Consider the following 23,580-nt stretch of genomic DNA (forward strand, 5'->3'; position numbering starts at 1 on the left):
TCTCACGCGCATCAGAACGCGATGCCGAGCGTCAGATACGGCTTGACGCTCTTGTTCTTCAGCCCGTAAGCCACGTCCACGTTGACCGGGCCGACCGGACTGCGCCAGCGCGCGCCGACGCCCACGCCCGGCTGGAACACGCGTTCGCTCCAGGTGTCGGTCGCGGTGCCGATGTCGAAGAACACCGCGCCGCCCCAGTCGCGCGTGAACCAGTGCTGATATTCGCTGCTGCCGGTCACCATGTACTTGGTCGGCAGGATCGAGCCCGCCACGTTATTGCCGATGCTCAGATAACTGTAGCCGCGCACCGAGTTCGCGCCGCCCGCACGAAACAAGAGCGATGCCGGCACGCCGCTCGACGGCCCGCTCGTGAACACGCCGCCGAATTCCGCGCGAAACACGAGCAAGTCGTTCTTGCTGAGCGGCACATATTGCGCCGCATTGGTGTACAGGCGGGCAAACGTCTGGTCGGTCATCACGCCTTTCACGGCGAAGCCGGCTTCTGCCCGGACGATGTTGCCGCGGCGCGGAAAGAGCGGATCGTCGACGTTGCGCCGGACCCACGTCCACGCGGGCACGAGCGCGCGCGCCGTCGACGGATTCGGCTCGTTCTGCGTCAGCCGGTCGTCGTAGAACGTGAGCGAAAAGCTCGTGTCGATGTTCTGCCGCGAACGCGAACGCTGCACGCCGACACGCGCGCTATAGATGTTGGTGTCCGAGACATCGGTGATCGTGTACGAAGCGAACACGGCGTTGACCCAGCCGTGCGAATCGGGCGGCATCGCGAGCTGCACGCGGCCGTACTGCTGCGTCTGGTCGAGGCGACCGGAAATCGTGAACGGATACGCCGCGCCGAACGTGTTGAGATAGCTGTAGGCGCCCTGGATATGAAAACCCGTGTCCGTCGCGTAGCCCACGCCGTAGCGGATGCTGTGGAACGGATACTCGCTGACCTTCACGTGCAGCGGCGTGTCGAGCGGCTTGTTGACGTCGTTGTCCGCGTCGATCGCGACGCTCGCGTAGTACGGCGTGTTCTGGATCTGGCGCTGCAGTTCGTTCACGCGCGCGACGCTGTAGATCTCGCCTTCCCGGATCGGATTCACGTGATCGATGATCCAGCCGGGATAGCGCTTCGGACCACTCACGTCGAGCTTGCCGAGCGTGAAGGTCGGACCGCTGTCGAAAGTCACCGAAAGATCGGCGAGATGCGCGCGCGGATTGATGCGCGCCTGCGAGCGGACGATCTTCGCGCCGAGATAGCGCTTCGACCGCAGCGCCTTCAGCGCCGCGTTCTTCGCGTCGTCCCAGCCGCTCTGCGTGAAAGGATCGCCTTCATTCACCGAAAAAGCGAAACGCGCGGCGTTCTCCTGCGCGCGGTCCTCGGTCGTCACCGCACCCGTGAATTGAAGCTGCACCGAGGCAATCATCGTGCGCGGGCCGGGATCGACGCTCACCTTGACATTGCGCTTGTCGTCGACGGTCGTGACGTCGGTGCGCACGACCGGCGTGAAATAGCCTTCCGTCGCGACGAGATCGCGCACGTCCTTCGGCGCGGCGGTGACGAGGAACTGGAACTGGTCGTCGCTCACGTCGTCGCGCTTCGCGAAGCGCGCGAGGTCGAGGTTCTCCTTGAGCAGCTTCTTCACGCTGCGCGGCGCGTCGATATCGACGTCGTATTTCGCGAAAGCGGGCGCGGAGAAGCCGAACGCGATGAATGCGGCGAGCACGGCCGGCAAGCGTCTCGGGCCAAGCGGCTTCACGCGCAACGCGCGCAGCGGATCAAACGAACGCCCCGCCAAACGTGACCTCCGGCATCGGAACAATTGGGATTCAAACGAAAAGAATGCAGTCGCCGCGCAATCGGGCGCAGGCGCTATTTCACCACAACGGCACGCGCGGACGCCGCAAAAGCGGCGCACGGTGCGCCGGACGTGCGCCTTTGGACGGCTCGACGCCTGCCGGGTTCCGCGAAACCTGCACGCGCGTGCACCTTTCGATGCGCGCGGAACGCGCTCGCGTGCGTTGCCGCCGCACGCTTGCGGTAAAATTGCGGCGCACAGGCGAAATGCGGACCGCCGCTCGCCCTCCTCGTCACACGAGCAAGCCTCGACCCAACGGAAGCCGGATCATGTATCAGTCGGATATCACCCAGTTCATCAATCAGCTGAAAGAGCAAAAGCCGTCGCTGGAAGAAGAACAGCGCCGCGGCCGTGCGCTTCTGTGGGACAAGCAGCCGATCGACCTCGACGAGCGCACCGAGCAGCAGAAAGCGCGCGTGAAGCAGACGTCCTACGTCTACTACCAGAACTTCTGAACGTGAGCGCAGCGGGCCACGAGCCGCATTCGTCCGCGCATTCCTCTCACGAGCCGAAGCGCGACGAACCACGGGAAGACCGCACGGTGGCGCTCGCCGCGCCCGCGACGGATTCCACGCCCGATACCATCGACGGCGTCGCGATCGCGCATCTGTACGGCGAGCCGCTGTGGAAGCTGCCCACCGACCTGTACATCCCGCCCGATGCGCTCGAGATCTTTCTCGAGGCGTTCGAAGGCCCGCTCGACCTGCTGCTCTACCTCATCCGCAAGCAGAACTTCAACGTGCTCGACATCCCGATGGCGGATGTCACCGCGCAATACCTCGGTTACGTCGACCAGATCCGCGAGTCGAATCTGGAGCTCGCGTCGGAATACCTGCTGATGGCCGCGATGCTGATCGAGATCAAGTCGCGCATGCTGCTGCCGGTCAAGAAAGCGGACACCGGCGAGGACGCCGAAGACCCGCGCGCCGAACTCGTGCGCCGTCTGCTCGAATACGAGCAGATGAAGCTCGCCGCGCAGAAGATCGACCAGTTGCCGCAGCTCGGCCGCGACTTCCTGCGCGCCGACATCTATATCGAGCAGGCCGCCGAGCAGCGCTTCCCCGACGTCGACATGAACGACCTGCGCGCCGCGTGGGCCGATGTCATCAAGCGCGCAAAGCTCGTCCAGCATCACAAGATTTCGCGCGAGGAGCTCTCCGTGCGCGAGCACATGAGCGTGATCCTGCGGCGCCTGCAGACCGCGCGCTTCATGGAGTTCACGGAGCTTTTCGATACCTCGCGCGGCGTGCCGGTGGTCGTGGTGAACTTCATCGCGATGCTGGAGCTGTCGCGCGAATCGCTGATCGAAATCACGCAGCCCGAGCCTTATGCGCCGATCTACGTGAGATTGGCTTACTCTCCCGCCTAGATACCCGCTTTTCCTTTACCCTAGCCTCGTGCGGTTCGTCCGGACCGCCCGCCAGGAGACACCCGCTCGATGAAAGTCATCAGCTCCATCCATGAATTGCGCGACCAGTTGCGCGGCCAGAACCGAACCGCCTTCGTTCCCACGATGGGCAATCTCCACGAAGGCCATCTCTCGCTGATGCGCCTCGCGCGCCAGCACGGCGATCCGGTGGTCGCGAGCATCTTCGTGAACCGGCTGCAGTTCGGTCCGAACGAGGACTTCGACAAATATCCGCGCACGCTGCAGGACGACATCGAAAAGCTGCAGAAAGAGAACGTCTACGTGCTCTTCGCGCCGACCGAGAGGGACATGTATCCGGAGCCGCAGGAGTATCGCGTGCATCCGCCGCACAATCTCGGCGACATTCTCGAAGGCGAATTCCGGCCCGGCTTCTTCACGGGCGTGTGCACGGTCGTGATGAAGCTGATGTCGTGCGTGCAGCCGCGCGTCGCGGTGTTCGGCAAGAAGGACTATCAGCAGTTGATGATCGTGCGCGCGATGTGCCACCAGTTCGCGCTGCCGACGGAAATCGTCGCGGCGGAAACCGTGCGCGAGGAAAACGGCCTCGCGCTCAGTTCGCGCAACCGCTTCCTGTCCGAGGCCGAACATACCGAGGCGCCGCAGCTCGCCGCGCAACTCCAGCGCGTGCGTGAGCAGGTGCTGTCGGGCAATCGCGATATCGCCGCGCTCGAACGCGACGCGATGAACGCGCTCGCCGAACGCGGCTGGAAGCCCGATTACATCAGCGTGCGCAAGCGCTCGAACCTGCTGCCGCCGGGCGAGGCGGACGCGGATGCGCCGCTCGTCGTGGTCGCGGCCGCGAAGCTCGGCACGACGCGCCTCATCGACAACCTCGAAATCTGAAGCATCCGAAGCGAATTCAAGCAATCAGGAAGGAAGCATCATGCAGCGCACCATGCTCAAATCGAAGATCCACCGCGCGACGGTCACACACTGCGAGTTGCACTACGAAGGCTCGTGCGCCATCGACGAGGATCTCCTCGACGCCGCGAACCTGATGGAAAACGAGCAGATCGACATCTGGAACGTGAACAACGGCGAGCGTCTGACCACTTACGCGATCAAGGGCGAGCGCGGCAGCGGCATGATCTCGCTGAACGGCTCGGCCGCGCGCCGCGCGCAACTGGGCGATCTCGTGATCATCGCGGCGTTCGCGCAGGTGGACGAAGCGGAGATCAAGGCAGGCTGGAAGCCGAACCTCGTGTTCGTCGACGACGACAACCGCATCAAGGGCAGCCGCGATCACGTGCCGACGCAGAACTGGACGTAATCCCGTTGCGCTTGAACGAAAAAGCCGGCGACTCCTCAGCGGACGCCGGTTTTTTCATTTCTTCGACACCCACTCGATGATCGGCTCCCACTGCTCCAGATCCTTTTCGACGCGGCTCTTCGCCACGTCCCAGATCGTCAGGCCGTGCGCGGCGAGCTGCACGTAGTTCTGGGTATCGCGCAGAAAGCCGAGCACGGGCAATTGCAGCCCTTCGACGAAGCGATGCAGTTGATCCGCCGAACGCGTGCGCGCATCGACGCGCATGCCGACCACGCCGACTTCGATCGCGCCTTTCCTCACCGCCTTTTCCTTCGCGAGCTTCGCGAGGAAGTCCTGCGTCGCGAGGATGTCGAACATCGACGGCTGCAGCGGCACGATCACCTTGTCCGCCAGTTCCAGCGCGAGCGAGAGGCGGTTGCCGTGCACCCCGGCGGGGGTATCCACGACGGCTTTCTCCAGACCTTTGGGCGGCTTGCCGGGTGAATCGACGTCGATCGACCATTCCTCGATGGTCGGCAGCGTATCGACGCGCAGCGACAGCCACGCGTGCGACGAGCGCTGCTTGTCGAGATCCGCGAGCGCGACCCACTCGCCCTGTGCCGCGAAATACCCTGCCAGATTGGTTGCGAGCGTGCTTTTGCCGACGCCGCCTTTCGGATTTGCCACCACGATCACGGTCATGAAGTGTCCTGGATTTTGTTGGGCGCGCGGGCACGTTGCCATGCGGCGCGCGCACGAATTTCGACTTTACGAGAACAGGTGCATGATTCGAGCGTTGATATTATCGGCAAAAGTGGTGCATCCGGCACGCTGGCCGAACGGCCGTGCCGAATCTGCCGCCGAAGTTGGCATTAGTCATCCATTTCCATTCCCACGACGCCCATGACCAAGCTCCGCCCCGATGTCACGCTCGACTTCCTCCGCAACCGCCAGAAAGGCCGCCTGCCCGACCTGCTCGGCGTGCAACTGATCTCGCTCGACCAGGGCCAGTTGACCGGCGAGCTGGCGATCCGTCCGGAACTGCTCGCGCCGAACGGCTTTCTGCACGCGGCGACGGTCGTCGGTCTCGCGGATACGTGCTGCGGCTATGCGTGCATCGCCCATCTGCCGGAGAACGCGCAGAACTTCACGACGCTCGAACTGAAGAGCAACCATGTGTCGACGGCGCGCGAAGGGAAGATCATCGCGAAGGCGAGCGCCGTGCATCTCGGGCGCAGCACGCAAGTGTGGGACGCGACGGTCACGAATGGCGACGGCAAGCTCATCGCCATGTTCCGTTGCACGCAGATGATTCTCTATTGACCGAAGGCGGCCAGAAGCGCATCCAGATCGAGCGACTGCGCGAAAGAGTCGGCCAGACGGTCGAGCGAGGCTTCGCGCAGCGCCGGATAATCGAGCGGCTCGGCGCCCTTCACGCCCGCCCACGCGAGCAGCGCCGCGCAGGCTTCCGGCGTATCGAAGACGCCGTGCAGGTAGGTCGCGGCGATCTGGCCGTCGTCCGACACGGCGCCATCGACACGTCCCGAATCCAGCGCGACGAAAGGACGCGCGAGCGCCGCGCCGTGCGTGCGGCCCATGTGGATTTCGTAGCCGCGCACGGGCGCTTGCGTGCCGTCGATCATCAACTCGCCCACGACATTCTCCAGTTGCTTCCGCGGCGTGAGCACGGTCGCAAAATCGAGCAGCGCCAATCCATTCACGCAGCCCGCCGCGCCTTCGACGCCATCCGGATCGTCGATCTCGCGCCCGAGCATCTGCATGCCGCCGCAGATGCCGAGCACCTTGCCGCCATAACGCAGATGCCGTTCGATCGCGCGATCCCAGCCGTTTTCGCGCAGCCACGCGAGATCGCGCTGCACGCTTTTCGAGCCTGGCAGCACGATCAGATCGGCGGACGGCGGCGCGACGCCCGCGCGCACATAGCTGAAATCGACCTGCGGATGCGCCCGCAAAGCATCGAAATCCGTGTGATTGCTGATGCGCGGCAGCGCGGGCACGATGACCTTCAGCGCGGACATGGCGCCGTGCGTATGCGGCTGGCTCGGCAGCATGTCTTCGGCATCGAGCGTGAGCCCGTGCAGATATGGCAGCACGCCGAACACCGGCTTGCCCGTCTGCGCTTCCAGCCAGTCGAGCCCCGGCTTCAAAAGGCCGATATCCCCGCGAAACCGGTTGATGACGAAGCCGCGAACACGCGCCCGCTCGCTCTCCGACAGACACGCCAGCGTGCCGACGAGATGCGCGAACACGCCGCCGCGATCGATATCCGCGACGAGCACGACCGGGCAATCGACGTGCTCGGCGAAGCCCATGTTGGCGATATCGCCGTCGCGCAGATTGATCTCGGCGGGACTGCCCGCGCCCTCGACGATCACCGCATCGAACTCGTTGCGCAAACGCGCGTAGGACGCGAGCACCGCATCGAACGCGATGCGCTTGTACGCGTGATAGGCCCGCGCATCGAGGTTCGCGTGCGCGTGACCGTGGATGATGACCTGCGCGCCGCGATCGCTCGTCGGCTTGAGCAGCACCGGATTGAAGTCGATGCGCGCGTCGACGCCCGCCGCGACGGCCTGCAGCGCCTGCGCGCGGCCGATCTCGCCGCCATCGATGGTCACCGCGCTGTTGAGCGCCATGTTCTGCGGCTTGAACGGCGCGACGCGCACGCCGCCGCGACGCGCGAGACGGCACAGCCCCGCGACGAGCGTGCTCTTGCCGGCATCGGACGTCGTGCCCTGGATCATCAGCGTGCCGCGAGGCGTGAAAGGCATCGGAAGATTCTCATGAAGAACGACGCGCTATCTTAGCCCGTCAGTACAATATCGCGATGACTCCCGATCTCACTTTCATCCTCGGCGGCGCGCGCTCCGGCAAGAGCGCGCACGCCGAACGGCTTGCATCCGAAAGCGGGCTGCCCGTGACGTATATCGCGACCGCGCGCATCGGCGATGCCGAGTTCGAGGCGCGCGTGCGGCTTCATCGCGAGCGCAGGCCCGCGCACTGGGCGCTCGTCGAAGCGCCGCTCGATCTCGCGGACGCATTGCACGAGGCGGATCGCGCGGGACATTGCGTGCTGATCGACTGCCTCACGTTGTGGCTCGCCAATCTGCTTTTCACATCGGAAAGCGCGAGCGAGGACGTGGCCGTCCTGCCCGACAGCGCGCGCGAAGCCTTCGCACGCTTCGATGCGGCGCTTGCAGAAACGCGCGGCAAGGTCATCGTCGTGAGCAATGAAATCGGGCTCGGCGTCGTGCCGCTCGGTTCGGTCACGCGTCTTTACGTCGATGAACTCGGGCGCCTGAACCAGCGCGTCGCCGCCGCGAGCACGCGCGCGACGCTGATGGTCGCGGGCCTGCCGCTCGCGCTCAAAGGCTGACGGGAGAATCGACGAGCGATGCTCCTTCTCTCCGCCTACGCGATGGCCCTGCTCGCCGTGCTCGGCGTGATCGTCGACCGCATCTTCGGCGAGCCGCGCGCGCGTCATCCGCTCGTCGGCTTCGGCAATCTCGCGACCCGGCTCGAAGCGCGCATGAACACCGGCTTTCGCGCGCGCCCGGCGGGCATACTCGCGTGGTTCATCGCGGTTGCGCCGCCGGTGGGCATCGCGTGGTTTCTCGTCAGCGTGCTGCCGTTTGCCTATGCGTGTCTCGTGCACGTGCTGCTGCTCTGGTTCGCGCTCGGCGCGAAGAGCCTGCGGCAGCATATCGCGCCGATCGCGCGCGCTTTGAGCTTCGGCGATATCGACGCCGCGCGCGCGCTGACCTCGCGCATCGTGTCACGCGACACCTCTCACGCCGATGAAAACGCCCTGTCGCGCGCGGCGGTGGAATCGGCGCTGGAGAACGGCAACGACGCGATCTTCGGCGCGCTCTTCTGGTTCGCCGTCGCGGGCGGGCCGGGCGCGCTCATGTTCCGCCTCGCCAACACGCTCGACGCGATGTGGGGCTATCGCACACCGCGCTACTTGCGCTTCGGCTGGGCGGCGGCGCGCTTCGACGACGTGCTCAACTTCATTCCCGCGCGTCTCACGGCGGCGACCTACGCGCTCGCCGGCGACACGCACATGGCCTGGCACTGCTGGCGCACGCAGGCGCGCTCGTGGGACAGCCCGAACGCGGGCCCCGTGATGGCCGCGGGCGCGGGCAGCCTGAACGTGCTGATCGGCGGCGCGGCGGTCTATCACGGCAAGCTCGAGGTGCGGCCGACGCTCGGCGCGGGCCACAGCGCGAACCCGAAGCATGTGGTCGCGGCGTTGCGGCTCGTCGAGCGCGCGACGTTGATGTGGCTCGCGGTGCTGTTGATCTTCGCGGCCTTGAGCGCAACCACGAGTGGCTGATATGGCGCATCCCATCCGACACGGCGGCAATCTGCGCGAAGCCGCGCGCCGCTACGCGATTCCCTTCGATGACTGGCTCGATCTGTCGACGGGCATCAATCCGCGCGGCTATCCGGTGCCGCCCGTGCCGCCCGATGCATGGCGTCGCCTGCCCGAAGACGACGACGGTCTCGCCGACGCCGCCGCGTGTCATTACGGCGCGCCGCTCGCGTTGCCGGTGGCGGGCTCGCAGGCGGCGATCCGCGCGCTGCCCGCGCTGTTGCGTCGCGGCACGGCGGGCGTCGCGCCGCTGACTTACGGCGAATATGCGCCCGCATTCATGCGCGCGGGCCACACGATCGCAACGCTCGACGTCGCCGCGCGCGATGTGCCCGATACGCTCGATCACGTCATCGTCGCGAATCCGAACAACCCGACCGCCGAGCGCCTTTCGCGCGACACGCTCCTGCGCTGGCACGCGCAGCTCGCGGCGCGCGGCGGCACGCTGATCGTCGATGAAGCGTTCGCCGATGTCGATCCGGCGGCGTCGCTGGCGAGCGAGACCGCGCGCGACGGGCTCATCGTGCTGCGCTCGGTCGGCAAGTTCTTCGGGCTCGCGGGCATCCGCGCGGGCTTCGTGCTCGCGGCGCCGTCGATGCTCGATGCGTTGCGCGATACGCTCGGCGCGTGGACCGTGAGCGGCCCGGCGCGTCACGCGGTGGAAACCGCTTTCGCCGATGCCGCCTGGCAGCGCGAAACGCGCGAACGCCTGCAACAGGACGGCGCACGTCTCGCCGCGTTGATCGCGAGCCAAGGCTTCGACGTGCACGCGACGCCGCTCTTCGCATGGACGCCCACTTCGAACGCGCCCGAACTTCAACACGCGCTCGCGCTGCGCGGCATCTGGACGCGCCTCTTCGATCTGCCCGGCATGACGCCGAGCCTGCGCATCGGATTGCCGGGCGCGGAAGGCGATTGGGCGCGCCTGTCGCGTGCGCTGCGGGAGATTCGCGCGTGAGGCTGCGCTGTGCGATTGCGGTACTGATCGGCCTGGCCGCTGCGCGAGCGCATGCCATCACCATCACCGACGACAGCGGCGCATCCGTCACGCTCGCGAAACCGGCCGAGCGCGTCGTCAGCCTCGCGCCGCACGTCACGGAACTGCTGTTCGCGGCGGGCGGCGGCGCGCACATCGTCGGCGCGGTGACGTATAGCGACTATCCGAAGGAAGCGCAGGCGATCCCGCGCGTCGGCGACAACAAGGCGCTCGATCTGGAGCGCATCGTCGCGTTGCATCCGGATCTGATCGTCGTCTGGCGGCATGGGAACGCGGCGCGTCAGATGGATCGTCTCCAGGCGCTCGGTATCCCGATCTACTTCAGCGAGCCGAAGCATCTCGCCGATATCGCGACGAGCATCGACAAGCTCGGTGCGCTGCTCGGCACGCAACAGCAAGCACGCGCGGCTTCGGATGCGTTCACGCGCGACATCGCGCAACTGCGCGCGCGTTATGCGCAAAGGCCGTCCGTCAGCGTGTTCTATCAGGTCTGGGACGATCCGCTGATGACGCTCAATCGCGACAATGTCTTCGACGAAGTGATCGGGCTATGCGGCGGCGCGAACGTGTTCGCGGCGGAAAAGCCGCGCGTGCCGACGATATCGACGGAAGCCGTGCTCGCGGCGAATCCCGAAGCGATCGTCACCGCGACGCCCGGCGCGACGAAACCCGACCGTCCGCTGCCCGCGCTCGAGCGATGGAAGCGCTGGCCGTCGTTGACGGCGGTCGCGCGCGGCAATCTCTTCGGCATCGATGGCGATCTCATCAACCGGCCCACGCCTCGTCTCGCATTGGGCGCGGCGGAACTCTGCCGCGATCTCGAAGCGGCGCGCGAGCGGCGCCCGAAGTAATCACGAAGCGATCAGGCGTTCCAGCGCACGAGAAGCCACTGCCCGCGCACGCGCCTGAACCACGCGATCGCGCCGAAATCGAGCGGCCATTGCAATGCGTTCTCGCGCGCGATGCCGAGAAGATGCGATGCCAGCACGCGCATAACACCCGCATGCGCGATCACATGCACGGCTTGCTGATCGACACATGCCGCTTCGAACCACGCGATGACGCGACGCGCGAACTGCGCGAAACTCTCGCCGCCATGCGGACGCGCGTGCTCGATATCGGCGGCCCATGCGTCGATGAGCGCGCGATCGATCGTGTCCCACGCGCAGCCTTCCCACGCACCGAAGTGCATTTCGGCGAGACGGGCGTCGATGTGTGCGTTCGCGCCGAGCGCATGTGCAATGGAGGCGCATCGTTGCAACGGACTCGTATGCCATCCGTCGATACATACGGGCGCGTTCAGCTCTTCCATGCGCGCGCTCAGCATGCTCGCCAGATCGCGTACATCGCGCCGCAGAGGCACATCGCTTTGTCCGTAGCAGATGCCCGCATCGACGGCGACTTCCGGATGTCGAATCAGGATGAGATCCATGCAAGCCCGATGAGATAGATCGCGATTTCGAACACCTGCTGCGCGAAGCCGAGGCAATCGCCGGTATAGCCGCCGATGCGTCGGACGAAGTAACGTCCGATGACGAAGCGCAATACGATCAACGCGACGATCGTGAAGCAGGCCAGTTTCCAGTCGATCATGAACAGCCACGGCAAGCCGAAGCCGAGCGCCAGCGCGAACGACGCCAGACTCATCCGCTGCGCAACCGGCTTCGCCTTGCCTTCGGCGCGCACGTAGTCGAGCGTGACCAGATAGCTGATCGCGAACGCGCGGCTCGCGGCGTGCGCGGCGACCATCGTCCATGCGACGCGTTGCGGCGGCAGCGCGGCGAGCGCCTGCCATTTGAGCGCCAGCGCGATCACGATCGCAATCGCGCCGAACGCGCCGATGCGCGAGTCGTGCATGATGCGCAGCGCATCTTCACGCGTGTACGCGCCGCCGAATGCATCGACGCAATCGGCGAGGCCGTCTTCATGAAATGCGCCGGTGAGAACGAGCGTCGCGGCCATCGAAAGCAGCACCGCGACACCCGGCGGAAACACGCGCAACGCCGCGAGATAGACGAGCGCCGCGACGCCGCCGACCATCGCGCCGACGAGCGGAAAGTAACGCGCCGCCGCGTTCAGGTATTCACGCTCGAAGCCGACCCAGCGCGGCACCGGCACGCGCGTGAAATAGCCGAGCGCGGTGAAGAAGTAGCGCAGTTCGTCGAGCGGCCGGTTCATCTCAATCCGCTTTGTTCGATACGCCCGCGGACTCGAAGCTCGCCATCTCGTCGACGAACGCGACGGCCGCGCGCAGGATCGGCAGCGCGAGCGCCGCGCCCGTGCCTTCGCCGAGCCGCAAGTCGAGTTGCAGAAGCGGCGCGGCGTCGAAATGCGCGAGCATGCGGCGATGCCCCGACTCGTTCGACGCATGCGCGAACACGCAATAGTCGAGCACGTCAGGCGCGATCTTCGATGCAACCAGCAACGCCGATGTCGCGATGAAGCCATCGACGAGTATCGTCATGCCTTCGCACGCGGCGGCAAGATAAGCGCCCGTCATCATCGCGATCTCGAAGCCGCCGAAGGCCGCGAGTGTGTCGATGGCATCGCCTCGATCGCGATGCAACGCGAGCGCTTTCGACAGCACATCGCGCTTGTGCGCGAGACCGCGATCGTCGAGACCCGTGCCGCGCCCGACGCATTCATCGACAGACACATCGCACAGGCGGCTCATCAGACACGCCGCCGCCGATGTATTCGCGATGCCCATCTCGCCGAAGCCGATCACATTCGTGCCGAGCGACGCGTGATGCCGCACGCGCGCCACGCCGCGCGCGATGCCTTCGAGCGCGGTGTCGCGCGACATCGCCGGCTCGTGCGCGAAGTTGCGCGTGCCGAGCCCGAGCGACAGGCGCTCGTATCCATGATCGATGGGAATCGGCGTCGCGACGCCCGCATCGACGACTTCGAGCGTCATGCCGACCGAGCGCGACAGAGCATTGATCGCCGCGCCGCCCGTCAGAAAGTTCGCGACCATCTGCGCGGTCACTTCCTGCGGAAACGCACTCACGCCCTCTTTCGCGATGCCGTGATCGCCGGCGAAGACGATCATCGCGGGACGCTCGATGCGCGGTTTCGTCGTGCGTTGAATCAGGCCCATCTGCAGCGCGATGGATTCGAGCCGCCCGAGGCTGCCGGGCGGCTTCGTCTTCATGTCGATGATGCGGCGCAGATCGGCTTCGAGGGCGCGGTCGAGCGCGCGGGGCATCGGGATGTCGTTGAGCGTGGACATCGAAATTCCTTTCAAGAGCGATGAATGGAAGGCACGAGCGCTTCGTGCTCGCCGTCGCGGATCAGCGCGAGCGGATAGCCGAATGCCGCGCTCGCGCGTTCGGGCGTCAATACGTCGGCGACGAGGCCCGCGTGAGCGCCGCCTTTGCCGTCGAGCAGGAGCGCATGCGTCGCGAAACGGCGCGCGAGATTCAGATCGTGGCACGAGAAGATTACGCCGCGCTTATGCTCGCGCGCAGCGTCGCGCAACGCATGCAGGCAGTCGATCTGATGATGCAGATCGAGATGCGAAAGCGGTTCGTCGAGCAACAGGAGCGGCGCGTTCTGGCACAGCACGGCGGCGAGCGCGACGCGCTGGCGCTCGCCGCCGGACAGTGTGAGCACGTCGCGCGCAGCGAACGATGCAAGACCGAGCAGATCGAGCGCGGCGCGAGCCGCAATGCGATCGTCTTCGTTCTCCCAGCCCCAGCCGGTGAGATACGGAAAGCGGTTGAGCAGCACGGTATCGAGCACGGTCGCGCTGAAGGCGTCGTGCATGGCTTGCGGCATCAACGCGCGTGCGCGCGCGAGGTCCGCCGCGCGCCATGTCGGGAGCGCGCGGCCATCGAGCGACACGCTGCCCGATGCCGGTTTCGCGAGCCCCGCGAGCACGTTGATGAGCGTCGTCTTGCCCGCGCCGTTCGGCCCGGCGATGCACCACATCTCGCCCGGCTCGATCGTCTGCGTGAGACCGTCGATGAGTGTGCGCGCGCCCGCGCGAAGCACGATGGCATCGAGATGCAGGCTCATCGCGGTCTCCGCAGCAGCATCCACAGGAACATCGGCACGCCGGTCAGCGCCGTGACGACGCCCACCGGCAATTGCGCGGGCGCGATCACGGTGCGCGCGGCGAGATCGGCGGCCATCACGGCGAGGCCGCCCGCGAGCGCGGCGGCGGGCACGAGCATGCGTTGATCGTTGCCGAAGGCGAGCCGCAGCAGATGCGGCACGACGAGCCCGACGAAGCCGATGGTTCCGGCCGTCGTCACCGCTGCCGCCGCCGCGATCGATGCGACGAGATACACGCGCAGACGCAGGCGCTCGACCGGCACGCCGAGCGCGTGCGCGGCGGTATCGCCACGCAGGAGCACGTTCAGTTGCGGCGCGGCGGGAACGATCACGACGAGCGCGACCAGGAGCGCGATCAACGCGGGCCACGGCGCGGCGGCGCCGTTGAGATCGCCCGTGAGCCAGAAGATCATGCCGCGCAGCCGGTTCTCGGGCGCGATGCTCAGGATCAGCGTGATCAGCGCGCCCCATCCCGATGCGATCACGACGCCCGTCAGCAAGAGCCGGGGCGACGCATCCTGTCCGCTTTGCCACAGGTCTTCGCGCGCGAGTCCGAGCACCAGCACGATCGATGCAAAGGCGCCCACGCAGGCGGCGATATCGACGCCCCACCACGGCAGCGATGCGAGCATCGCCGCGAGCGCGAACGTCGCGGCCCCGCCGGACACGCCGAGCACGTAGGGCTCGGCAAGCGGATTGCGCAACAGCACTTGCAGCAGCGCGCCCGCCATCGCGAGCAATGCGCCCGATGCGAAGCCGGCCAGCGCGCGCGGCAGACGCAGGGTGAGCACGATCTCATCGGCCAGATCGGGCGTCGCGGCATGCGCGCGAAAGAGCGCGCCGATCGCGCGCGATACCGGCACCGCGACGCTGCCCATCGCGAGCGATGCGGCGAGCACGACGAACGCGGCGACACCGAGCGCGATCCAGATCGCGGCGGCGCGGCTCGCGTTCATCGCGCGCGGACGCTCAACGACGCGGCTCACGACGGATGCCAGCCCAGCGTGACATAGGCGCCGCGCCGTGGCGTGTTGTACGAGTACGCAAGTTCATAGTCCTTGTCGAACAGATTGTCGATGCGCGCCGTGGCGTACCACGACTTAGAGATGTCATAGCGCGCCGACAGATTCACAATGCCATAACCCGCGAGCGTCGAATCGTAATCGCTGCGCTGGCCGCTCACGATCCATTCGCCGCCGACGCGCCAGCGCCCGATCGTGCGATGCGCCGTCAACGTCGCGAAATGCCGCGCGCGGCGCGTGAGTTCCTCGTTATTCGTTTCGTCGACGGGATTCTGGAACGTCACGCCCGCGCGCACATCCGTTGCGCCGACATGCCCCGCCCACGATCCCTCGATGCCCTGCACCTTCGCGCGCCCGACGTTCTGCGCGACATAGTAGAAGCCGCCATCGGACACATAGTCGATCAGATTCGAATAGCGCGTCTGAAAGAGCGTCACGCGCATCACGCCGAGCGCGTTCGATGCGTACTGCAGCGCCGCTTCCACCGAATGACTGCGCTCCGGCTGGATCGACGGATTGCCGCTGAACGGATAGTAGAGGTCGTCGAAGCTCGGCGCGCGGAACGCCGCCGCATAGCTCGCGCTCGCCTTCCAGTGCGCGTCGAAGTTGTACGCGTAGCCCAGATAGTAGCTGTTCGCGCCGCCGAAATCGGAATACTGGTCGTGACGCAGATTCGCCTGCAACTCGCTCGCGCCGATGCGCCCGACATAGCCCGCGAACACCGAGTTCACGTGACGATCGGGCGCGCTGAACTGATCGGAGTCGAGCGTCTGGTCGAGATGCTCATAACCGAAGAGCAGCTTGTGCGCGTCGCTGATCCGGACATCGTTCTGCCACATGTATTGATGATTCTCCGAGTCGAAGCGGCTCGTATAGACGCCGTTCTGCTCGATGTTCGCGCGGTCCTGTCCCTGCGCGATCGTGAAGTGCGTGGTCCAGTTGTCGGTGATCCTGCCGTTCGCGAACACCGAAGCCGAACGCACGCGATCGTGCGTTTCGTTGATATCGGTGGGCAGGCCGTAGGCATCGTCGAAGCTGTTGATGCCGTTCGATTGCAGGAAGCGCACGCCCGCGTCCCACTTGTCGCTGAACGTGTGGCGCAGCGTCGCGGCGACGCTCTCGTTCAGATAGCCGTTCGCGTTCGGGTTCGCATTGGGCGCGATATCCGGATCGATCGACGAGAAGCCGTCGGTTTTCTCGCGCGACACGTTGAGGCTGAAGGTCGTGCGGCCGTCCTTGTCGAGCGCGCCGTTCACGCCCGCCGATTGACGCTGCGTGTGATAGCTGCCGTATTCGGCCTCGACATTGAAGCGCGGCGGATGCGCCCCGCCCTCCTTCGTGAAGATCTGCACGACGCCGCCGATCGCATTCGATCCATACAGCGCCGACACATTGCCGTTCACGACCTCGACGCGCCCGATCTGATCGAGCATCAGTTGCGACAGCTGCGCCGCGCCGAGCGACGCCGATTCGACCCGCACGCCGTCGATCAGCACGAGCGATTGCGACGACGCCGCGCCGCGTATGAAGAGTCCCGAGTTCGCGCCCGGTCCGCCATTGCGCGTGATCTGCACGCCGGGCGCGAGCGCGACGAGGCCGAGCGCGTCGTCGGCGTTGGCATCGGCGATGTCCTGTTCGTCGAAGACCGATGTCTGCGGAATGGAGTCCGCGAGCGGCTGCGGCGCGCGCGTCGCGGTGACGACGATGGGCGCAAGCGTTTGCGATGTATCGTCGGCGGCGTATGCGGTGCTTGCGAGCGGCAAACCGGCGATCGCCGCAACGAGCGTGCGACGAAGAAAGCGGCCGTCTTCGATGGCGGCCAGAGACAAAAACATGGTGTGAAGCGTTCCCGTGGAGCATGAGCGCGGCCCCGCTCCCCGCGAGGTCGATGCGCGACGAACGCATCGCGCGATGAGCGCCGATGCGTCGAGCTTTGGCCGGTATCCGGGCTGGCGACGGATCGTCTCGCCTTCCCGCGCATCGTGCGCAGTGGCGTCGACACGTTTCTTGCAGTCGAGTCCGTGCGATGAAATTCGACACGCTCGCGCTGCAAAAACGCGCATGAGACGACTTGCAACTTGCGTTGCGGTCGCTTACCGTTGCGGGGGCAGCACAGGTTGGCTCGTCCCGGTCGGACTTCGAGACTTCGCTCCCTGTTTCCCGTTTGACTGCATCCGCGAGATTCGCGAATGCGAGCACCAAAAAGTGCGGCAAGTGTAGGAGCGCGGGTGGGGGCCGTCAAGAAAGCGGCACGGACGGATTGGCGCGGCGCATCACGAATCGAACGAGAATCGGCCGGCCTGTCCTTACGCGAGCGATGACCAGCGCTCGCGTTTTCTGCACACGAATGCAAGGCGACATGCGCTTAATCGATGGTTTAAGCGCGAGATCGCATGCTGTTACGTCTCGAAACGAGACAATTATCGGAAGCTCCGTTGAACCGCGCTAAAATGCGAGGTCTTTAGAGGACGCAGCACATGCTCAACGAACTCGAATCACTGTCAGGAAATATCGGCCGGCTGATCCAGATCAGCGAGCGCCACAAGCAGGCGCATCAGGCGCTGCAGGAACAACTCGAACAGCTGCGTGCCGACTATGCAAACGTGCAGGCCGAACTCGTGCAAGTGCGCGAAGAACGCGATGCGCTGCAGTCCGAACGCGACTCACTCTCCGCGAAGATCGACGACGCACAAGTGCGCCTGAACGCGATCCTCGAAAAGCTGCCGCGTGCGAAGTCGGAGCAACACGCCGAATCCGACAATCAACTCGATCTCCTCGAAGCCGATTCCCAGGAAGCGCATGAAGCGGAATTGCACGGCGAGCATCATCAAGGAGAGAAGGCATGACGACCACGCAGATCGAAGTATCCATTCTCGGGCAGCCCTATCGTCTCGCGTGCTCGCCGGCAACGGAAGGCGCGCTGCGCGAAGCCGTCGCGCGCGTCGATGCCGAGATGAACAAGGTGCGCAATGCAAGCAACGTGCGCGGCACGGATCGCATCGCGGTGATGGCGGCGCTCTCGCTGGCGTCGGAATTGCTTAAGCTGCAGGACAGCGTGCGTCACGGCGAGGCCTTTCCCGCCGAGGAAATCCGTCACACGATGCACTCGATGAACGAGCAGTTGAGCGCGGTCATCGCGCAATATGAAGCGCAGTAAGTGATGCGCGAACGGCACCGGGCAACAGTCAATCGCAGGCCCGATGTCAATCGAAAAAAGAAACCGCGCGAACACTGCCGAGAAGCTGCATAAGGCAAACGATTGGTGTAAAGTGACGGTTCCCTGCCTGGTACGCCAAGGTCATATATTCCTTGAACCAATGCTACATTGGCACGGTTGCGGAACCTTGCAACATGGGCGCGCGCGTCGCTAGTCCGATGTACCCGAAGTGTTGCTTACCGCGACCAATCTTGAACCCAGGTTCAGGATGCCGGCCTAGCGGCCGTGGCGGGGACCTCATTCAAGAAACGGCATCGGATTTTCCGGTGCCGTTTTCATTTGCATCGTCGATTCAGCATCGTCGATCCTGCATAGCGAACAATCATGCGCTACTGGCTGATGAAGTCCGAACCGGACGAAGCGAGCATCGATCATCTCGCGCACGCGCCGAAAAAAACCCTGCCGTGGACGGGCGTGCGCAACTATCAGGCGCGCAACTTCATGCGCGATCAGATGCAGATCGGTGACGGCGTGCTCTTCTATCATTCGAGCTGCCCGGAGCCGGGCATCGCGGGTATCGCGAGCGTGTGCTCGACGGCCTACCCCGATCCCACGCAGTTCGATCCGAAGAGCGATTACTACGATCCGAAGTCCACGCAGGAAACGCCGCGCTGGATGCTGGTCGACGTGAAGTTCGTCAGGAAGACGCCGCTCATAGCGCTCGCGACGTTGCGTGAGCATGAAGCACTCGCGGACATGCAGGTGCTCGCGCGCGGCAATCGTTTGTCGATCACGCCGGTGACCGAAGCGCAGTGGCGATTTATTACCGAGCACCTCGTCTAACACGGAACTTACGACACGAAGGCACCGCCTAAATCCGGTCGCGAATCACGCGACGGCATTACGCCATGAGGCGTTCGGAGTCCTTCGATGATCAACAAGAAAACCGCCGCCGCACTCGCCCTTCTCGCGATGTCGGGCGCCGCGCTCACCTTCTCTCAGGCAGCCACCGCGCAAACGGTGATCACGCAGCCGCAGCCATCGGGCGTGCTCTCGCTATCGGCACAGGCGAGCGCGCAAGTGCCGCAGGATGTCGTCAACATCACGCTCTTCTACGAGCAGGAAGCGGCCGATCCTTCTACGCTCACCAACACGCTCAATCAGCGCGCCGAGGCCGCGTTGCGCGAGGCGAAGGGCGTCGAGGGCGTGACCGCGAAGAGCGGCTCGTTCACCGTTTATCCGTCCACCGATCGTGACGGCAAGATTTCCGCGTGGCGCGGACGCACGGAAGTCGTGCTCGAGTCGCATGATTTCGCGGCGGCGTCGAAGCTCGCGGGCAAGATGAGCTCGTCGATGCAAGTAGGCAGCGTCGCGTTCTCGCTGTCGCCCGAAGCGCAGCGCGCGGCCGAGCAGAAGCTCGTCTCGCAAGCCATCGATTCGTACCGCAAGCAGGCGCAAACCGCCGCGCAGGCGTTCGGCTACAGCAATTTCACGATTCGGGAAGTGAACGTCGGACGCAGCGGCGCGCAGCCGCGCCCGGTCATGATGATGCAGGCGCGCGCGCTGAGCGCCGATGCGAAGGTAGCCGCGCCGATCGCGATGGAAGCCGGCACGACGACCGTGACCGTCGACGTGTCGGGTTCGGTGCAGATGGGGCGTTAAGCGTTTAGATCGCAGGGCGGCATGCGACCGCCCTGCACGTCCTCAGGCCTTTGCGGATTCCGGCGGCAAACGCAGATTGCGCTTGTACGCCCACACCATCATCAGCACGCCCGCGATGATCATCGGCAGCGAGAGCCATTGGCCCATCGAGAGATTGAGCGCGAGCAGGCCGAGATAATCGTCCGGCTCACGCGCGAATTCCACCGTGAAGCGCGCAAGTCCATAGCCGATCAGGAACAGCGCGGAGATCGCGCCCACGGGCCGCTGCTTGCGCGAGAACGTCCAGATCACGATGAAGAGCACGAGCCCTTCGAGCGCGATCTCGTACAACTGCGACGGATGGCGCGGCAGCATGTGATAGCGCTGGAAGATTTCCGTGAGATGGTACTGCGCGTCGAGTTGCGGATTCTTCGAGAGCCAGATCGCATCGTCGTTCGTCGAGCTCTGGAAGAGCATCGCCCACGGCGCGTTCGGGTCCGTCACGCGGCCCCACAGCTCGCCATTGATGAAGTTGCCGAGACGCCCCGCCGCGAGGCCGAGCGGCACCATGGGCGCGACGAAATCCGTCACCTGCAGCCACGTGCGCTTGCGGTGATACGCGAACAGCACCATCGCGAGCGTCACGCCGAGAAAGCCGCCATGAAACGACATGCCGCCTTCCCAGACCTTGAAGATATCGAGCGGATGCGCCGCGTAATAGCTCGCCTTGTAAAAGACCACGTAGCCGATGCGCCCGCCGAGAATCGTGCCGAGGACGCCGTAGAACAGCATGTCGTCGATGTCCTTCACGGTCCAGCCTTGCGCAGCCACGTAGGGCAGGCGCAGACGCAGCCGGCCGATGACGATGGCCGACACGAACGCCACCAGGTACATGAGGCCGTACCAGCGCACGGCGAGCGGTCCGAGATGAATCGCGACGGGATCGAAATTGGGATGTATGAGCATTCTGATGTGGAGGATCTTTAAGCGAACTACAGGGGCGAATCATACAGAACCGGTGCTTTCAGTCCGCGAACGGACGATGTCGATGAACCCGGCGAGCACCGGGCTCACTTCCGCCGCGCGCCACACGAGCCCGGTTTCGACGAGCGTTTCCGACCCGCCCGACGGCCGCAGAGGACGATACACGACGCCCGTGCGCCGCAGATGACGCAGCGACTGCGGCACGAGCGCGACGCCCATGCCGGCGGACACGAGGCTCACGATGGTCTGCATCTGGATCGCCTCCTGGCCGATGCGCGGCGTGAGTCCCGCCGCGCCGTAGCAGCCCATGATGATGTCATACAAACCGGGCGCGAGCCGTCTCGGGAACACGACGAGCGGCGCCGCGGCGAGATCGTGGAGATCGACGGGCGTATCGGCCCATTCTTCCGCGCCCTGCCCCAGTTCTTGCGCGGCATCGGCGGACATCGCGATGACGAGCGGCTCGCGCGCCACAGCCACATACGACAGCGACGTCGCATAACGCGGCGGCAGCGGCGGAATCACGAGGCCGGCGTCGACGCGCCCGGCGACGAGCTCCTCGATCTGCACGTCGCTCGTCGCCTCGGTCAGTTGCAGCCGCACGCCGGGATAACGTGCGCCGAAATCGCGCAGCAGCGCGGGCAAGAGCCCGTAATCGGCCGTGGAGACGAACGCGAGCGACAGCACGCCCGCCTCGCCGCGCGCGAGCGATTGCGCGAGCGGACGCAGCGCATCGGCGGACGCGAGCAGGCGCCGCACTTCCGGCAGCAGGTCCTTGCCGACGGGCGTGAGCTCCACGGTCCGTTTCGTGCGCACGAAGAGCGCGACGCCGAGCGCGTCTTCCAGCGCGCGGATCGCCTGCGAGAGCGGCGGCTGCGTCATCGCGAGACGCGCGGCGGCGCGGCCGAAGTGCATCTCCTCGGCGACCGTCACGAAGTAGCGCAAGAGACGCAGCTCGATGGGCGGACTTCTCTGCTCCATTGATATGTTTTGCGACCTAGTAAGCCCTGAATAATATATTGGACAGGCATATCGTGCGCGCTGCATTCTTGCTGCACTAGAGCAAAAACATCCCCTCAAGGAGCACACCATGGCCTTCAATCGCCGCTCGAAGAACATCACCCAGGGCGTCGCGCGCTCGCCCAACCGTTCGATGTATTACGCCCTCGGCTACAAGGAGGAAGACTTCGACAAGCCGATGATCGGCGTCGCGAACGGACACTCGACCATCACGCCGTGCAACGCGGGCCTGCAGCGCCTTGCCGACGCCGCCATCGAATCGATCAAAAAGTCCGACGCGAATCCGCAGATCTTCGGCACGCCGACGATCTCCGACGGCATGTCGATGGGCACGGAAGGCATGAAGTACTCGCTCGTGTCGCGCGAAGTGATCGCGGACTGCATCGAGACCGCGGTGCAGGGCCAATGGATGGATGGCGTCGTCGTGATCGGCGGCTGCGACAAGAACATGCCCGGCGGCATGATCGGCATGGCGCGCATGAACGTGCCGTCGATCTACGTGTATGGCGGCACCATCCGCCCCGGCAACTGGAAGGGCAAGGATCTGACGATCGTGTCGTCGTTCGAGGCGGTCGGCGAGTTCACGGCGGGCCGCATGTCGGAAGAGGATTTCAAGGGCGTCGAGAAGAACGCGTGCCCGTCCACGGGCTCGTGCGGCGGCATGTACACGGCGAACACGATGAGCTCGTCGTTCGAGGCGCTCGGCATGTCGCTGATGTATTCGTCGACGATGGCCAATCCCGATCAGGAGAAGGTCGACTCCGCCGCGGAGTCGGCGCGCGTGCTCGTCGAGGCGGTGAAGAAGGACCTGAAGCCGCGCGACATCATCACGAAGAAGTCGATCGAGAACGCGGTCGCGCTCATCATGGCGACGGGCGGCTCGACCAACGCCGTGCTGCACTATCTGGCCATCGCGCACGCGGCGGAAGTGGAATGGAGCATCGACGACTTCGAGCGCATGCGCAAGAAAGTGCCGGTCATCTGCGATCTGAAGCCGTCGGGTCAATATGTGGCGACGGATCTGCACAAGGCCGGCGGCATTCCGCAGGTGTTGAAGATCCTGCTCGACGCGGGCCTGTTGCACGGCGATTGCATGACGATCACCGGGCGCACCATCGCGGAAGAACTGAAGGACGTGCCGGGCAAGCCGCGCGCGGACCAGAAGGTCATCTTCCCGATCGATCAGGCGCTCTACAAGGAAGGCCACCTCGCGATCCTGCGCGGCAATCTCGCGGAAGACGGCGCGGTCGCGAAAATCACGGGTCTCAAGAATCCGGTCATCACCGGCCCGGCGCGCGTGTTCGAGGACGAGCAGAGCGCGATGGAAGCCATTCTCGCCGACAAGATCAAGCCCGGCGATATTCTCGTGCTGCGCTATCTCGGCCCGCAAGGCGGCCCCGGCATGCCGGAGATGCTCGCGCCGACATCGGCAATCATCGGCAAGGGGCTGGGCGAATCGGTCGGGTTCATCACCGATGGGCGCTTCTCAGGCGGCACGTGGGGCATGGTGGTCGGCCACGTCGCGCCGGAAGCGTTCGCTGGCGGGACCATCGCGCTCGTGCAGGAAGGCGATTCGATCACCATCGACGCGCACAAGCTGCTGCTGCAACTCAACGTCGATGACGGCGAGCTCGCGCGCCGCCGCGCCGCCTGGAAGAAGCCCGCGCCGAAATACACCCGCGGCGTGCTGGCGAAGTTCGCGGCGCTCGCGCAGCCGGCCAACAAGGGGGCGGTGACGGGCTGATCGGCCAGTCGTCAAGCGGGAAA

Annotated in this window: 25 protein-coding genes, 1 other RNA gene and 1 riboswitch; of the genes, 15 read left to right on the forward strand and 11 right to left on the reverse strand. The window is 65.2% G+C overall.

Going from position 1 to position 23,580, the window contains the following annotated elements; all coding sequences use genetic code 11:
• Positions 1-11: 11 nt before the first annotated feature.
• Positions 12-1,760, reverse strand: coding sequence for an autotransporter assembly complex protein TamA (locus tag AWB78_RS29895; RefSeq protein WP_232477940.1), 1,749 nt, complete (start codon positions 1,758-1,760; stop codon positions 12-14).
• 365 nt (positions 1,761-2,125) lie between these two features.
• On the opposite strand from AWB78_RS29895, the gene AWB78_RS29900 reads away from it, so the two are divergent.
• From AWB78_RS29900 to panD, 4 genes are all read left to right on the forward strand, one after another.
• Positions 2,126-2,314, forward strand: coding sequence for a DUF3460 family protein (locus tag AWB78_RS29900; protein WP_198399382.1), 189 nt, complete (start codon positions 2,126-2,128; stop codon positions 2,312-2,314).
• 86 nt (positions 2,315-2,400) lie between these two features.
• Positions 2,401-3,228, forward strand: coding sequence for a segregation and condensation protein A (locus tag AWB78_RS29905; protein ID WP_062610175.1), 828 nt, complete (start codon positions 2,401-2,403; stop codon positions 3,226-3,228).
• Between the two features lie 69 nt (positions 3,229-3,297).
• Entirely contained in the window at positions 3,298-4,131 is an 834-nt protein-coding gene (panC, locus tag AWB78_RS29910; RefSeq protein WP_062610108.1) for a pantoate--beta-alanine ligase, read from the forward strand.
• A gap of 40 nt (positions 4,132-4,171) precedes the next feature.
• Entirely contained in the window at positions 4,172-4,558 is a 387-nt protein-coding gene (panD, locus tag AWB78_RS29915; protein WP_062610110.1) for an aspartate 1-decarboxylase, read from the forward strand.
• A gap of 54 nt (positions 4,559-4,612) precedes the next feature.
• Here panD and AWB78_RS29920 read toward each other — a convergent pair whose 3' ends face one another.
• Complete coding sequence (locus AWB78_RS29920; RefSeq protein ID WP_062610112.1) at positions 4,613-5,239, reverse strand: ParA family protein; 627 nt, start codon at positions 5,237-5,239, stop codon at positions 4,613-4,615.
• A gap of 201 nt (positions 5,240-5,440) precedes the next feature.
• Here AWB78_RS29920 and AWB78_RS29925 point away from each other — a divergent pair, with 201 nt between their 5' ends.
• Complete coding sequence (locus AWB78_RS29925; RefSeq protein ID WP_062610114.1) at positions 5,441-5,860, forward strand: PaaI family thioesterase; 420 nt, start codon at positions 5,441-5,443, stop codon at positions 5,858-5,860.
• On the opposite strand, the gene AWB78_RS29930 is transcribed toward AWB78_RS29925, so the two are convergent.
• On the reverse strand, positions 5,854-7,329 hold the full coding sequence (locus AWB78_RS29930) for a cobyric acid synthase (RefSeq protein WP_062610116.1): 1,476 nt from the start codon (positions 7,327-7,329) through the stop codon (positions 5,854-5,856). The two genes, AWB78_RS29925 and AWB78_RS29930, sit on opposite strands and share 7 nt — an antisense overlap.
• A gap of 56 nt (positions 7,330-7,385) precedes the next feature.
• On the opposite strand from AWB78_RS29930, the gene cobU reads away from it, so the two are divergent.
• Genes cobU through AWB78_RS29950 form a run of 4 tightly spaced genes read left to right on the forward strand, consistent with a single transcriptional unit; the run spans position 7,386 to position 10,781 of the window.
• On the forward strand, positions 7,386-7,934 hold the full coding sequence (cobU, locus tag AWB78_RS29935) for a bifunctional adenosylcobinamide kinase/adenosylcobinamide-phosphate guanylyltransferase (protein ID WP_062610118.1): 549 nt from the start codon (positions 7,386-7,388) through the stop codon (positions 7,932-7,934).
• A gap of 18 nt (positions 7,935-7,952) precedes the next feature.
• A complete protein-coding gene (gene cbiB, locus AWB78_RS29940; protein WP_062610119.1) occupies positions 7,953-8,894 on the forward strand; it encodes an adenosylcobinamide-phosphate synthase CbiB in 942 nt (313 codons plus the stop codon).
• A 1-nt stretch (position 8,895) separates the two neighbouring features.
• Complete coding sequence (gene cobD / locus AWB78_RS29945; RefSeq protein ID WP_096031866.1) at positions 8,896-9,891, forward strand: threonine-phosphate decarboxylase CobD; 996 nt, start codon at positions 8,896-8,898, stop codon at positions 9,889-9,891.
• Positions 9,888-10,781 carry a cobalamin-binding protein gene (locus AWB78_RS29950; protein WP_062610178.1) on the forward strand — a complete coding sequence of 298 codons (894 nt, stop codon included), beginning with the start codon at positions 9,888-9,890 and terminating at the stop codon, positions 10,779-10,781. Before cobD ends, AWB78_RS29950 begins: the two co-directional genes overlap by 4 nt.
• 11 nt (positions 10,782-10,792) lie before the next feature.
• Here AWB78_RS29950 and cobC read toward each other — a convergent pair whose 3' ends face one another.
• From cobC to AWB78_RS29980, 6 genes are read right to left on the reverse strand one after another with little or no spacing between them, the layout of a single operon-like run.
• The gene (gene cobC / locus AWB78_RS29955) at positions 10,793-11,362 is read right to left on the reverse strand and encodes an alpha-ribazole phosphatase (protein WP_062610123.1); all 570 of its coding nucleotides are present in this window, start codon (positions 11,360-11,362) and stop codon (positions 10,793-10,795) included.
• Positions 11,347-12,108, reverse strand: coding sequence for an adenosylcobinamide-GDP ribazoletransferase (locus AWB78_RS29960; protein ID WP_062610125.1), 762 nt, complete (start codon positions 12,106-12,108; stop codon positions 11,347-11,349). The genes cobC and AWB78_RS29960 overlap by 16 nt, the downstream gene beginning before the upstream one ends.
• A gap of 1 nt (position 12,109) precedes the next feature.
• Entirely contained in the window at positions 12,110-13,162 is a 1,053-nt protein-coding gene (gene cobT, locus AWB78_RS29965) for a nicotinate-nucleotide--dimethylbenzimidazole phosphoribosyltransferase (protein WP_062610127.1), read from the reverse strand.
• 11 nt (positions 13,163-13,173) lie between these two features.
• Positions 13,174-13,950, reverse strand: coding sequence for an ABC transporter ATP-binding protein (locus tag AWB78_RS29970; RefSeq protein ID WP_062610129.1), 777 nt, complete (start codon positions 13,948-13,950; stop codon positions 13,174-13,176).
• Positions 13,947-14,945: a FecCD family ABC transporter permease gene (locus tag AWB78_RS29975; RefSeq protein WP_062610181.1), complete on the reverse strand. Its 999-nt coding sequence runs from the start codon at positions 14,943-14,945 to the stop codon at positions 13,947-13,949. Before AWB78_RS29975 ends, AWB78_RS29970 begins: the two co-directional genes overlap by 4 nt.
• A 26-nt stretch (positions 14,946-14,971) precedes the next feature.
• Complete coding sequence (locus AWB78_RS29980; protein ID WP_062610131.1) at positions 14,972-16,846, reverse strand: TonB-dependent receptor domain-containing protein; 1,875 nt, start codon at positions 16,844-16,846, stop codon at positions 14,972-14,974.
• 83 nt (positions 16,847-16,929) lie between these two features.
• Positions 16,930-17,229, reverse strand: a riboswitch (cobalamin riboswitch).
• A 259-nt stretch (positions 17,230-17,488) separates the two neighbouring features.
• Here AWB78_RS29980 and AWB78_RS29985 point away from each other — a divergent pair.
• The 5 genes from AWB78_RS29985 (at position 17,489) to AWB78_RS30005 (ending at position 19,830) form a co-directional block, all read left to right on the forward strand.
• On the forward strand, positions 17,489-17,857 hold the full coding sequence (locus tag AWB78_RS29985) for a hypothetical protein (RefSeq protein WP_062610133.1): 369 nt from the start codon (positions 17,489-17,491) through the stop codon (positions 17,855-17,857).
• Positions 17,854-18,168, forward strand: coding sequence for a cell division protein ZapA (locus AWB78_RS29990; protein WP_062610135.1), 315 nt, complete (start codon positions 17,854-17,856; stop codon positions 18,166-18,168). Before AWB78_RS29985 ends, AWB78_RS29990 begins: the two co-directional genes overlap by 4 nt.
• Before the next feature lie 117 nt (positions 18,169-18,285).
• Positions 18,286-18,467: non-coding RNA, 6S RNA (gene ssrS, locus AWB78_RS29995), on the forward strand.
• A gap of 85 nt (positions 18,468-18,552) precedes the next feature.
• On the forward strand, positions 18,553-19,011 hold the full coding sequence (locus AWB78_RS30000; protein WP_062610137.1) for an EVE domain-containing protein: 459 nt from the start codon (positions 18,553-18,555) through the stop codon (positions 19,009-19,011).
• Between the two features lie 87 nt (positions 19,012-19,098).
• A complete protein-coding gene (locus tag AWB78_RS30005; RefSeq protein WP_232477939.1) occupies positions 19,099-19,830 on the forward strand; it encodes an SIMPL domain-containing protein in 732 nt (243 codons plus the stop codon).
• 42 nt (positions 19,831-19,872) lie between these two features.
• Here the strand turns inward: AWB78_RS30005 and lgt are convergent, their stop codons facing one another.
• Both lgt and AWB78_RS30015 read right to left on the reverse strand, forming a co-directional pair.
• Positions 19,873-20,775 carry a prolipoprotein diacylglyceryl transferase gene (gene lgt / locus AWB78_RS30010; RefSeq protein WP_062610140.1) on the reverse strand — a complete coding sequence of 301 codons (903 nt, stop codon included), beginning with the start codon at positions 20,773-20,775 and terminating at the stop codon, positions 19,873-19,875.
• Positions 20,776-20,814: 39 nt separating this feature from the next.
• A complete protein-coding gene (locus AWB78_RS30015; protein ID WP_062610143.1) occupies positions 20,815-21,774 on the reverse strand; it encodes a LysR substrate-binding domain-containing protein in 960 nt (319 codons plus the stop codon).
• Between the two features lie 109 nt (positions 21,775-21,883).
• Between AWB78_RS30015 and ilvD the strand changes: the two genes are divergently transcribed.
• Complete coding sequence (gene ilvD, locus AWB78_RS30020; RefSeq protein WP_062610145.1) at positions 21,884-23,557, forward strand: dihydroxy-acid dehydratase; 1,674 nt, start codon at positions 21,884-21,886, stop codon at positions 23,555-23,557.
• Positions 23,558-23,580 lie beyond the last annotated feature (23 nt).

The organism is Caballeronia calidae, from assembly GCF_900044055.2.
Taxonomy (GTDB): domain Bacteria; phylum Pseudomonadota; class Gammaproteobacteria; order Burkholderiales; family Burkholderiaceae; genus Caballeronia; species Caballeronia calidae.